The organism is Pantoea sp. B623 (assembly GCF_024814475.1).
In the GTDB taxonomy this organism is placed as follows: Bacteria; Pseudomonadota; Gammaproteobacteria; order Enterobacterales; family Enterobacteriaceae; genus Pantoea; species Pantoea ananatis.
In genome coordinates this window covers 248,342-261,041 of record NZ_JANUXM010000003.1, presented here as the reverse complement: position 1 = coordinate 261,041, position 12,700 = coordinate 248,342, and the positions used below count along the sequence as shown (strand labels likewise).

Genomic DNA, 12,700 nt, shown 5'->3' with positions numbered 1-12,700 from the left:
CAGGGCGACCAGCCGTGTTAATTAACGCAATCGTCGTCTTTTTACCTCTTACCCTGAAAATAAGTGCTAAACCTAATGACGTACATACGCATGTAAACATCAGGGTTATCCGGCTTTCCCCGTTCTTATCTCGCCCGTTATGTATAAGTAACCGATCACCTAACCGGCCCTGCAACCATGGGAAAAAGACAATGTCAGAAACAATACCGTTAACGATGCAGGTCAATGGTCAGACCCAACAGATCAGCATCGATCCTCGCGTAACCTTATTAGATGCGCTGCGCGATCATCTTAACCTGACCGGTACCAAGAAAGGGTGCGATCAGGGGCAGTGCGGTGCCTGTACCGTACTGGTAAACGAGCAGCGGGTACTGAGTTGTCTGACACTGGCCGTGCAGACGCAAGGTAAAGCCGTGACCACAATTGAAGGTCTGGAACAGTCCTCGGGTGAACTGCACCCGGTGCAACGCTGTTTTATTGAGCATGATGGTTTCCAGTGCGGCTACTGTACGCCAGGTCAGATTATGTCTGCGGTGGCCTGTATCAAAGAAGGCCATACCGGTTCTGACGACGAAATTCGGGAATATATGAGTGGCAACCTCTGCCGCTGTGGTGCTTATCCTTTCATTCTTGATGCCATTAAACAGGCCGCGGCGGAAATGGCGGAGGAGGCACGATGAATGAATTTCACTGGCAGGTTGCGCAGTCCGTTGAGGATGCTGCTGGCGCCAAACAACATCCCCAAAATCATCTTATCGCGGGTGGGACGACACAACTCGATTTAATGAAATGTGGTGTCTTTACGCCGTCCCGGCTCACTGATATCGCTGGATTACCCAACTTGTCTGCGATTGATTTTGGTCAGGATAACATCACCATTGGCGCTCTGGTCACTATGAGTGAGCTGGCGAATCATCCGGCCTGTGAACGCGAGGCGCCGGCTTTGTACGGCAGCTTATGGCAGGCGGCGTCGCCTCAGATTCGCAACATGGCTACCATCGGCGGCAATTTATGCCAGCGCACACGCTGCGCGTATTATCGCGATCCGGCCACCTTCTCTGCGTGCAATAAACGCGTGCCTGGCTCCGGCTGCGCTGCGCGGCATGGTGTGAATACCAACCACGCTATTCTGGGAAACAGCGACCACTGTGTGGCGGTTTATCCCGGCGACCTGGCGGTCGCTCTGACGGCATTCGATGCAACGGTTGTGGTGCAAAACAGCCAGCAGCAGAGCCGACGCATTCAGATTGAAGATTTCTTTCTTCTGCCAGGTGATACACCCCATCATGAACATGCGTTGCTGGCGGATGAAATCATCGTAGCCATTGAGATCCCATGCTCCCCGGCGCTTAAGCAGTCTCACTATTTAAAAGTCCGCGATCGCACCTCCTACGAATTCGCCAGCGCCAGTGCAGCCGTTGGACTCACGCTTAATCAGGGAATGATCGAAACGGTCCATATTGCTTTAGGTGGTGTGGCAACAAAACCCTGGCGCGCGCGCCGCATTGAACAGGCACTGACAGGACAGCCTTTTGAGCACCAAACGCTGTATGAGGCTGCAGAGCTGATTAACCAGGAAACACAGGCGCTCTCCGGGAATGCGCATAAAATACAGCTTACACCGCGGGTAATCGCACGCGCCTTGATGGCGGCAGGAGAAATCGTATGACCCATGACCAAAACGACCTGCTTCACAGTGGGAACGCCGTGGATTCCACAGGCGATCACAACGAACGCTATCGCCGCGCACCCGCAAGCCTGTCAGGACTGGGAACGCCGCGCACCCGGGGTGATGGTGAGGTTAAAGTGACAGGAAAAGCGCGTTACGCGATCGAACATACACCCGAGAATGCTGTGCACGGCGTGGTCATCCAGTCCACCGTCGCCAGCGGTCGCATCAGACACATGGATACCACTAAAGCAGAAAGCGCAGCGGGTGTTATTGCCGTTTATACGCATCTCAATTCACTGAAAATTCATCAGCCGACGGCAATCGCTGACGGGGGCGCCGCGCAGACAACCTACACGCCGATCCAGGATGACGTGATTATTCACAACGGTCAGAACATTGGCCTGGTGGTGGCCGAAACCTTCGAACAGGCAACTTACGCAGCTTCGCTGGTAGAGATTGACTATGACACCACGCCTGCGCTGATATCACCGACAGATGAAGGGGTGGAACCCAAGCCGCTCCCACCTCAGGATATTGAGATGGGTGATGCGCAGAGCGCCATGAACCAGTCTGAAGTCCGCATCAATCAGCGCTACACGACCCCGCGTGAATACAATATGCCCATGGAACCCCATGGCTGTATTGCACAATGGGAGAACGATCATATGACCGTCTGGGAACCCAGCCAGTGGGTGATGGGCGCCCAGGTCGAAATTGCGGAATGGATGGGCATCTCACCCAAACAGGTGCGTATCATTTCGCCCTATGTGGGGGGCGGCTTCGGTTCTAAGCCCGTGCCTTACACACATGTTGCGCTGGCCTGTGTGGCCTCGCGCGCGCTCAATCGTCCGGTTCGTGTGTCACTGACGCGACCGCAAACCTTCACGGGTTTGGGCGGACGTCCGGCAACCTCACAACAGCTGGAAATGGGGGCGACGCGGGAAGGAAAGATTCAGTCCGTTATCCTGCGCAGTTTTAGTGAGACATCACTTATTGACGTGTTCGCCGAAAACTGCAGCAAGGTCACTGGCCGCATGTATGCCATCGAAAACCTCTCTGCCCAACATCAGGTCAGACCTATTAATACGGTGACGCCTGGCTGGATGCGCGCACCGGGTGAAAACCCCAGCGCGTTCGGTCTTGAAGTGGCGATGGATGAGATGGCTTACGCACTGGATCTTGATCCCCTGGCTTTTCGGCTACTTAACTGGGCCGATCGTGATTACCAAAAAGATCTTCCCTGGAGTTCACGTCGGCTTAAAGAGGCCTACCAAAAAGGGGCTGAGGCGTTTGGTTGGGATAAACGCGTCATGGCGCCCCGATCGATGCGTGAAGGACGCGAACTGATTGGCTGGGGAATGGCCTCGGGGACCTATCCGGTCAACACCATGCCTGCGGAAGCTAAAATCCTGCTTTCTCCGCAAGGTCAGTTCGTTGTGCAGTGCGCAGGAGCGGATATTGGTACCGGTACTTACACCATACTTGCGCAAACCGCCGCAGACATTCTGGGCGTTGATTCACAGCACATTGATGTTGAATTAGGCGATACGCAACTGCCCCGGGCTGGCGTTGCGGGCGGCTCCCAGCTGGCAGGGAATCTGACCGCTGCCGTAGACGTTACCGCGAAAAAGCTGCGCGCCCGTTTACTGGCGTTGGCCAGTCAGACCTCAGGTTCCCCTCTTGCCGGCATTTCGCATGACCAACTCACTCTGGCCCTGGGTGGCATCCATCTCACGGCTAAACCGTCTCAGGCCATTGATTTGGGGGCGCTGCTTAAGCTGGCTAACCTTAATGGGCTCAGCGTTGAAGGCGGCACGTTTTCACCGGACATGTCTGCGCAGGAACGGGACAGCGTTACCGGTAGCCTGAATGAAATGAGCCGACCGGATACGGTCTCGGCCCACAGCTGGAGCGCACAGTTTGTTGAGGTGCGGGTGGACGAAGACTTTGGCACCATACGGTTGAAACGTATGGTCGCGGCCTTCGACAGTGGCCGACTTTATAATCCTAAACTCGCCCGAAGTCAGTGGGTGGGCGGCATGATCATGGGGGTAGGTCAGGCATTACTCGAAGGCGGCATTATCGATCCGCGTAATGGTCGGGTGATTAACAATAATCTTGCCGATTATCTGATTCCAGTGAATGCGGATATTCCCGAGATCACCACCATTGATGTCGGCGAGCCTGATTATCAGGCCACCAGCATGGGCGGAAAAACGGTCGGTGAACTGGGCATCGTGGGCGTGGCTGCGGCTATCAGCAATGCGGTTTATCACGCGACCGGTAAGCGCGTCAGGGATTTACCCATCACGCTGGATAAAATCCTTTAAATATGGGCAGCGAGGTTGCCGGGAAGGCGGATGTGAAGACGGCGATTGTGCTCACGGCGGCGGGGATGAGCCGCCGGTTTCGACAGGCAAGCGGCCAGCATAAACTGCTGGCGGTACTGCAAGGAAAAGCCGTCCTCCGGCATTCGCTGGAACAGGCAAGGGCAAGCGGTATGGATATCATTGTTGTGACGCGCCCGGAAGATAAGGCTATTCATGTGCTGCTGGACAACGTGCGTGCTGTTTTCTGTGTCAGTCAGGGGCTGGGAGATTCCATAGCAGCAGGCGTCAGCGCCTGCCTGGACTATGATGCCGTCATTATCGCGCTCGGCGATATGCCTTTTGTCACGACTGACAGCTATCAGGCGGTGGAGCAGGCGTTGCATGCTTCACCGCTTGTACGCCCGTGGGTCAAAGGACAGCCAGGCCATCCGGTTGGCTTCCAGCGAGCATTTTTTCCCGCGCTGCAACAGCTTTCAGGCGATACGGGGGCACAACATTTGCTGTTAAACCAGCAAATCCGCTATGTGCCGCTCAGCGATCGGGGATGCCTGGAGGATATTGATTACCCGGAAGACCTACTGCGAGTAAGGAGCAGCTCATGATTACGCTGGATCAGCGGGTTATCGAAACGGCCTTGAACTGGCATCAGGCGGGACAGGCGATTTGGCTGTGCACCGTGCTTCGCACCTGGGGTTCGTCCCCACGCGCGCCGGGGACAATGATGGCGATTAACGCCTGCGGTGATTGCTGTGGCTCGCTTTCTGGCGGCTGCATCGAAGAAGATTTCCTGGCACGTCTGGCGGAAGGGCATTACCGGATAAGCAGCCAGGTTGTCCGATATGGTGATGGCGGACGGCAAACCCGGGTGCAGTTGCCTTGTGGCGGCCGTCTGGACGTGCTGGTGGAACATCTGCTTCCTGACATGCTCAGCGGCGCGTTGTTAAGTGCGATGCATCAGGCGCTTATCGGCCAAACCCGGATGATCAAAAAGTTGTCCGTGGGCGAGCGCGCATCGTGGGAGAGGGTTGCAACGTCGGCCGCCTTACCCGTGCTTAGCTATCAGGACCCCGACATCGTGTTGCCAGTCGGCGCGATTCCTGAACTGTTGGTGGCAGGGTATTCCACGGTTGCGTTTGAATGCATTCGTCTTGGGCAACTTCTGGGTTTTCATGTGCGCGTCTGTGAGCACCGTTCGGCAATGTTAAGTGAACTGGAGCGTCATTTTTCGGGTGAAGACAACGTGACGATTGTGCCGCAGCATCCTGCGCGCTGGCTGGAGTTAAACGGTGCCCATGCTGCTGTTGCCATTGTGTCGTTAACACACGATCCCCGTATTGATGAGTTAACCATGATGGAAGCGGTCAATACGCACGCTTTTTATATCGGCATCATGGGATCGGTAAAAAACAGCGCTAAGCGTAAGGCACGCTTAACGACGTTAGCCGGATTGGCTGAGGATGAGCTGGCCAGGATTCAGGCACCGATAGGTTTGGCCATTGGCAGTAAAACGCCTGCGGAGATAGCGTTATCAGTGATGGCCGATATCGTAAGGGTCAAAAACCAACACTGATATTATACCAGCCGGTTCTGGCGGCGCGATGTTCAGTCTGCCGCCAGACCGCGCTTTAAGGCGATGCTTTCTCCAGCGAATAAAAGTAGGTTCCTGAATAGGGAACAGGCAGGAACGTGGTGAATATCTGCTGCAGGGTGTGTTCCGGATCAACGTCTTTAAACCGATCCGGATAAAGGGTTTTAGCAAAAAATTCCGCTGCCGCAACGTGCCACGGGCTGAGATAAAAGTTGTGCCACAGCGCGGCAGCATGACCGTTATGAAGGGCCCGAAGCTGCTTAAGGCCATTTTGTTGCGCAGTCAGCTGGATCAGGGACGCGCGTGTTTCAGCCGAACTGATGGCGGGACCGATCTTCAGATCCGATGAATCGCCGCTGTCTCCGCTACCTGTCGCAAAATAAAAATCCGGATGCGCGACAATCACGGCTTCTTCATTCAGTCGGCCAAAAACGCCAGCCAGGGTTTTACCGGCAATGTTATCTCCCCCTGCCAGCGACAACACCTCGCCGAGACTGCCATTCACAGCGGTGACGCAACATTCATTGCGGCGGCCCAGGTGGAGCTGTAACAGCACGGTAGGTTTAGAGCCTTGATAACGGGCAAGGCGCTGCTGAATAACCTGCATATGTTGCTGATAAAACTGGTTGAACGCCGATGCACGCTGTGGCTGATCCAGTACATCCCCAAGGATGGCAACACTCCGCATGGTGTTTTGCAGTAAATGGACCCGCAAATCGATTTTAACCACGGGAATGTTTGCCGCTTTCAACGCCTTTTCCAGCCGTTGCCCGGCATCACTGCTGCGGGCGAGCTCGGGCAGGATCACCACGTCTGGTTTTAACGCAATCACCTGTTCAGGATTAATATCATTTATTCCATCAAAACCTAACGACGGTATGCTGAGCATCTCTGGAAATTTGTGCGCAAAAATATTCCATGTTTGCCGGTCATACTTCTTCAGATCCTGTGGCCAGCCGACCAGCCTTTTGAACGGATTGCCGGGTTCCAGCATGGCGAAGGTGTACAACATTCTGCTTTCGCCGAGAACAATACGCTGAGGACGATCGGGAATATCAACCCGATCGCCATTAATATCAGTAATCGTCTTGCCCCAGGCGACGCTGCTGACTGTCATGGAGAGCAGCAGGAGCAGGAGCCGCCAGATTGTTTTGCAGGGATTAGAATTCAACACGGGCTTGCACCATCAGGTTACGGGTTTCACCTTCACGTACGCGCAGGTTACCGCCGCTCGACGTGTAGTAGTGTTTGTTAAACAGGTTATTAAGATTCAGTCTTAACTGCGTTTTTTTACCCAGTAGCTGATTGTTCCAGGCAATAAAGCCGTCAGCGACAACGTAATCCGGCAAAGAGAAGCTGTTATCCGGATCGCCGGCGCGACTGCCAACATAGCGTGCGCCACCACCTACACGAAAATCACCGGGTAAACTGCGTATCACCAGGTTGTGACTCAGGTAAAGCGCCCCGGCATGTTCAGGTGCATTCTGAAGGCGATGGCCGTTGTTGGCCGGATTAATTCTGTCATCGACGATTTCGGCATTGTCATAACTGTAATTGGCACTGATGTCCCAGTCGGGCGCCACTTCACCATTAACCTCAAGCTCAACCCCTTGAGACCGCGCCTTGTTAATAGGGCGGGTGGTGCCGTTAATGCTCAACGACATCTGCCTTTCATCAATGTTGTAGAAGGCGACCGAGGCGAAAAGGCGAGGGGTGATTTGCCATTTGCTCCCTGCTTCCCATGTCGTTCCCTGTTCGGGTTGACTGACATTGCCCGCATCATCAACATCGGTTGACGGGGTAAAGGATTTACTTATGCTGGTGTAGAGCGAAATATCTGGCGTGATTTTATAAATCAGCCCGGCCTGTGGCAGGAATTTATTCCCTTCATCATCCAGTGTCTGAACGACCGGGTTAAAACCTTTTGAAGCTCGTTGCTCATAATGTTGGTAACGCCCGCCCACGACGGCGATCCAGTCGGACGTCAGCGAAATACTGTCTTTGACATAAACCGAGCGGCTGTGGATACGGTTTAAGTTGTTGGCATTCGCCGTATTCTCTGTCGTGCTGTCGGTGACGGGAGAAAACATGTCATAAACCGGATTGAAATAGTTGAAGCGCCTGTCATTCTTGCCCTGATACTGATGCGCCCGATAGGTTTGGTTCATTTCATAATCGGTGCCAAACACCAGCGCATGCGTCATGCCAAAAAGTTCCGGATTGCCCAGAACATCCCAGGAGACGTATTTGGTTTTTTGATTAAAGCCGCGATTGGCATCCGCGCGCCGGGTGACAACGCCGCTGGCAGGATCAATGGCCGTTACCCGCACCTCATTATTGTCATAACGGCGCTGATTCCAGCCAAGCGTCAGGCGCGTGCTCCAGCTGTCGTTGAACTGCCAGTCATAATGGGCGTTCAGCGCCTGATTGCGTCCCCAGGCATGATTGGCTTTATCGTCCAGCCGCTGTTTGTAGGGCAGTGAGAGGGGTGAGCCGTTGATAAACGCTGTGCCGCGATCGTAGGGAATATCATAACGATAATCGCTGTAACTGATTAACAGGCTGGCCTTCTCCCCATACCACTGAAGAGAGGGAGCCAGCAGCGAGTGTTCATCACTGCCAAAGTTACGCCAGTAATCCTGGCGTTGTTTTTCCGCGATGAGCCTGAAGGCAACGCCGTTGCCCAGTGGGCCCGTAACATCCAGCGTACCTGCACCGCCGCCTTCGCTTGCGTAGCGGCCACTGACCGCTGAGTGCCAGGAATATTGCGGCTTTTTGCTGATCACGTTGATGATCCCACCGGGATTCTGAATACCGTAGAGTAACGAAGCCGAACCCTTTAGCACCTCGACGCGTTCCGTGGTGGCATCCAGATTGAGTCCCTGGCTGCTGCGGATGCCGTCGCGATAAACAGACCCATCAGAATTACTCCCAAAACCGCGCCGCACAAAGCCATCTTCCGTGCCTGCCAGGGTGTTTGCTTCAGATACGCCACTGACAAAACGCATTGCATCACTCAGGCTGCTGGCCTGGTAGTCATCAAGCTGTTGTTGTGTCACGGTACTGACAGACTGTGCCTCATCCAGACGCGCCACCGGGGCTTTGCTGGCCACGCTGGTGGTGGGGATGGTGTAGCCATCGTGACGATCTGCGTCACTGGTTACCGTCACCGTATTATCACTGACCGCCGCCAGGCCTTTACCCGAGGCAAGCAACGCGCCAGAACACATCGCCAGCATGACTGCCTGCTGGATCCCCAGGTTTTTAATCTCGTTGGAACGTTTTTTCATTATTTTTTCGCTGATCATCAATGACAGAAATAAAGGGAATAACCCTGTGTATTGCGTGTATTTATTCAGCGACGGGCAGATAACCTCATCATCTCGCCCTCGCTTTTTTGTAATTGATAATCATTCAATCATTGGCTGATGTAGTAGTAAACAGAAAAGAGAGGGTTTTCACTACATTCTGAAATGTTACCTGGCATGCAGTAAAAACGGTGCGTGAAGGACTTTATATATTGAATTTAAAGGTTTTTTTAATTCATGCTGGGCGAGTGAACGCGTAAGCTGTCCCAGGAGGAGTTTCTGCGGGCGATAAAATTGCTTGCTGACTACATTGTGCAGGGCCATTATCTGCAGACGGGAAATGAGAAACATTATCCTTTATGCGGCTTATTGGAGCCTTCTGCATTCAGGTTTCCGGCACTCATGTCGCTTCAGGATCAATACGTGCGGGAATAACATCACATGTTTACTAGTGAAAATGACAAGGCGGACGATCATCGCAATGCAGACTAAAAGCCGCGTTGATATCGTGGGTGAGCGTATCCGGTCACGTGAGCATCAACTCTCTCCACGCCTTCTGGCTGTCGCGCATTACATCAATAGCAACCGGGAAACGGTGCTTGACAGCACGGCGATGGATATTGCTGACGCCAATCATACCTCTGACGCCACCGTTATCCGCGCAATCCAGGCGCTGGGGTTTTCGGGCTTACGCGATCTGAAAAAAGTGCTGCAGGCCTGGTTCGGCCCTGGCATGTCGTCAGAGGAGAAGATGACAACCACGGTCAACGACGTAACGCGTGATGTCACCTCGTCCATAGACTTTGTTTTGCAGGGGCATCTTCATGCCTGCCATGTTTTATCCTCTGAGCAAAACCGTCAGGCGCTGGCCGAGGCTACCGGATTGATGATCGAAGCCCGTCAGGTTGCCATTTTTGGCATCAATGCCTCAGGCATCCTTGCGGACTACAGCGCCCGCCTGTTAAACCGAATCGGCCTGGCGTCATTCTCACTTAATCGGGCAGGAATAGCGCTGGCGGAGCAAATGCTGGCCTTGCAGCGCGGCGATGTGCTGATCATGATGGCGCAGAAGTCTGCCCACCGTGAGGGAAGCACCGTGGTGCGTGAAGCCAAAAGACTCGGCGTGCCCATTATTTTACTCACGAATGCCACTGACTCCTTTTTTGCCCGCGAAGCGGATGTGGTAATCAATGTTCCACGCGGTGGAGAGAAGGGGCGAATTCCGCTCCATGGCACCGTAATGGTTTGCCTGGAGATGATGATTTTGTCGGTTGCCTCCTCCCTGCCTGACCGCACCGTGAAGACCATGAAAAGACTGCAGGACCTTTACCGCGGGCTTAAGCCTGCGGCTAAAAAATAGCGCCTTTGTTGGGTGTCACACAGCTCCAACCTGATGAGGCCTGTCCACGGCCGCCAGGGTTGACGACATTGCCTCCGTCCTGGCCTCGCCGGGCACGTTTTTCGCGCTCCGGGCTCAGGTGCAGGTGCGGCTGGCACTTTTCGGAATTATAAAAAAAGTTTTCGTTTTTGCGAGCGCACCCCAGCTTTCACCTGGAGCCTTTTACTCTCAACGGCTATTACTGAGCCGTGATGTTATTTGCTGTTCTTCGATTTATCCATCCTTGTTACATCCCTGAGCGGAGCAAATGATGAAGAGAGCGCGTGTGTGGTTTCCTGTATCCTTAGTGGCGCTGGCCACGGTGAGTGCCCTGACAACACCGCTGCCGGCCATGGCATGGGACAGTCTTACCGTATTCGGTGACAGCCTGAGCGATACCGGAAATGTGGGTCGGTTTACCTATAATTCTGCAACCAATCCGCTGTATGACGAAATCCTTGCGCGGCAGGCAGGGCTTACGCTCCAGCCTTCTTCCCAGGGCGGCAGCAACTACGCGGCAGGCGGGGCCGTTGCCGTACCCGCTATTAATCCGCAGTTTAATACTCAGGATCAGGTGGCGCGTTACCTCGCATCGAACAACGGTCGGGCCGATCCCAACGGATTATATATTCACTGGATAGGCGGTAACGACCTGGCCGCAGCCGTTGCGCTTCCTCCGCTGGCAACCACCCTCATTGACAACAGTGCCGGTGCGGCCGCCAGTCAGGTGAAAGCGCTGCTCAATGCTGGCGCTGGCACCGTGATTGTGCCGACAGTCCCTAACGTAGGTGCCACGCCCGCGCTGATCGAGGCGATTCTTCAGCCGTTTAGTGCCGCAGCCGTGTCCGCTGCCTTTCAGTCACTGGATGCTGCCGCAACGCCCAACAGTGCCGCCAGACAGCAGGCTATTGAGGCTGCGTTCAATCAGGCAGCCGGACAACTCTCCGGTGTCCCGGCGGTTCGCGATCTGATTGCACAGCAGTTATTCGCCGCCTGGCAACAGCTGAGCGCTCAGGCGGCAGCCTTGACGGCGCGGTACAATCAGCTGGAGGAAAACGCGCTGGCAAATACCCAGGGAAATATCGTCCGGGTTGATATTAATGGGCTCTTTAGTGAAGTCATCGACAACCCCGCGGTTTATGGATTGAGTAATACCGCAGGCATGGCCTGTCCGCCCGGAACCTCCTCCGTTGACTGTACCTCATCAACAGCAGGTTTTTCGTCCCAGCAAAATTATCTGTTCGCCGATCGCCTTCATCCCAGTCCGGCGGTACATGCCATCATTGCCGACTACATTCAGTCGATTCTGGATGCACCCGCGCAGGTTGCGGTGCTGACGCAGGCCCCGCTGGCCATGCTGCATGACATGCACAACACACTGGATGGTCATCTTCAGCAGCAGCGCAAGCAACCCGCTGAGGCCGGTCAGTTCACCGTATTTGGCGGTTATGCCGGTCAGCATGCCCGCAATAAAAACGATGTTTTCAATGATGGCGACACCGATACCGCCAACCTGTCTGTGGGCATCGGTTATCAACTGAGCGATAACTGGCAGGCCGGTGCGTTGCTGTCGACCGCCAGTCAACGCCAGCATCCCTCTGATCGGTATGATTACCGACTGCGTGGCAATATGGTTGCGCTCTGGAGCCAGCTGCAGCTGATGGATCGGCTCTGGCTTAACGCCGACGTCCACTATGCGGATCTGGATTACGACGCAATAGAACGGCGGATAAAACTTGGACCTGCAACGCGAACGGAGCAGGGAAGCAGCGGGGGTAAACTGATGGGGCTGCGCGTCCAGACAGGCTGGGATTTACCGTTAGGCGAGGTCATCACTACCGGTCCGGTAGCCAGCTATGCACTGGACTACGTGCAGGCAGATGCTTATCAGGAACGGGGCGACAGCAGCAGCGCCATGCGTTTCTCCGATCAAACGCGGCACTCACAGATTGGCGCAGCGGGCTGGCGTATCGACACCCAAGGATTATGGATAAACCCCTGGGCACAGGTCAGCTATAACCACCAGTTTGGCGACACCGACTCAGCCGTGAGCGCGGGGTTAAAATCTACCCGCACCACCTTCCGGCGCACCAGCGCCGGCCAGGATAAAGACTGGGTGGATATGGCCGTTGGCGCCAATGTGCCCTTGGGCGAGGCGGTGACCGCATTTGCCGCTGTTTCGACGGTGGTGGGTGACCGTGATTATCGCGACGTCACATGGAACCTGGGCCTGAGCGCTCGTTTTTAAGAGGATGTTGTCGCAGGGACGCGATAAAAGTTTGCTTGCCCATGAACCCGGGCGCTGGACTGACGGATACCCCGGCCTGTGTCCTGAGGTCACCGCCACGAGATAAATCGTTACCTGGCTGAGGGAGGGTGAACGGCTCAGAAAGTTTGACGGATCCCGCTTCGCAAGCGGGTTTC

General features: G+C 54.8%; 9 protein-coding genes. 7 read left to right on the top strand and 2 right to left on the bottom strand.

The features are described from left to right. Positions 1–191 precede the first annotated feature (191 nt). The 5 genes from NXS97_RS01765 to NXS97_RS01745 are packed head-to-tail and all read left to right on the top strand — an operon-like array spanning position 192 to position 5,572. Positions 192–680 carry a (2Fe-2S)-binding protein gene (locus NXS97_RS01765; RefSeq protein ID WP_014333021.1) on the top strand — a complete coding sequence of 163 codons (489 nt, stop codon included), beginning with the start codon at positions 192–194 and terminating at the stop codon, positions 678–680. Continuing rightward, entirely contained in the window at positions 677–1,669 is a 993-nt protein-coding gene (locus NXS97_RS01760) for a xanthine dehydrogenase family protein subunit M (protein WP_013028038.1), read from the top strand. The genes NXS97_RS01765 and NXS97_RS01760 overlap by 4 nt, the downstream gene beginning before the upstream one ends. Next, on the top strand, positions 1,666–4,002 hold the full coding sequence (locus NXS97_RS01755; protein WP_105078519.1) for a xanthine dehydrogenase family protein molybdopterin-binding subunit: 2,337 nt from the start codon (positions 1,666–1,668) through the stop codon (positions 4,000–4,002). Before NXS97_RS01760 ends, NXS97_RS01755 begins: the two co-directional genes overlap by 4 nt. A gap of 2 nt (positions 4,003–4,004) precedes the next feature. After that, entirely contained in the window at positions 4,005–4,604 is a 600-nt protein-coding gene (locus NXS97_RS01750; protein WP_013028040.1) for an NTP transferase domain-containing protein, read from the top strand. Beyond that, complete coding sequence (locus NXS97_RS01745) at positions 4,601–5,572, top strand: XdhC family protein (RefSeq protein WP_116220091.1); 972 nt, start codon at positions 4,601–4,603, stop codon at positions 5,570–5,572. The genes NXS97_RS01750 and NXS97_RS01745 overlap by 4 nt, the downstream gene beginning before the upstream one ends. Positions 5,573–5,627: 55 nt before the next feature. On the opposite strand, the gene NXS97_RS01740 is transcribed toward NXS97_RS01745, so the two are convergent. Further along, positions 5,628–6,764 carry an ABC transporter substrate-binding protein gene (locus NXS97_RS01740; protein WP_116220092.1) on the bottom strand — a complete coding sequence of 379 codons (1,137 nt, stop codon included), beginning with the start codon at positions 6,762–6,764 and terminating at the stop codon, positions 5,628–5,630. Beyond that, positions 6,751–8,880, bottom strand: coding sequence for a TonB-dependent siderophore receptor (locus tag NXS97_RS01735; protein ID WP_044035655.1), 2,130 nt, complete (start codon positions 8,878–8,880; stop codon positions 6,751–6,753). Before NXS97_RS01735 ends, NXS97_RS01740 begins: the two co-directional genes overlap by 14 nt. Positions 8,881–9,379: 499 nt before the next feature. On the opposite strand from NXS97_RS01735, the gene NXS97_RS01730 reads away from it, so the two are divergent. Together NXS97_RS01730 and NXS97_RS01725 are read left to right on the top strand one after the other, a co-directional pair. After that, positions 9,380–10,258, top strand: coding sequence for a MurR/RpiR family transcriptional regulator (locus NXS97_RS01730; RefSeq protein WP_014598196.1), 879 nt, complete (start codon positions 9,380–9,382; stop codon positions 10,256–10,258). Positions 10,259–10,547: 289 nt separating this feature from the next. Then, positions 10,548–12,524 (top strand): autotransporter outer membrane beta-barrel domain-containing protein, encoded by a 1,977-nt coding sequence (locus tag NXS97_RS01725; RefSeq protein ID WP_116220093.1) that lies wholly within the window; start codon positions 10,548–10,550, stop codon positions 12,522–12,524. Positions 12,525–12,700 lie beyond the last annotated feature (176 nt).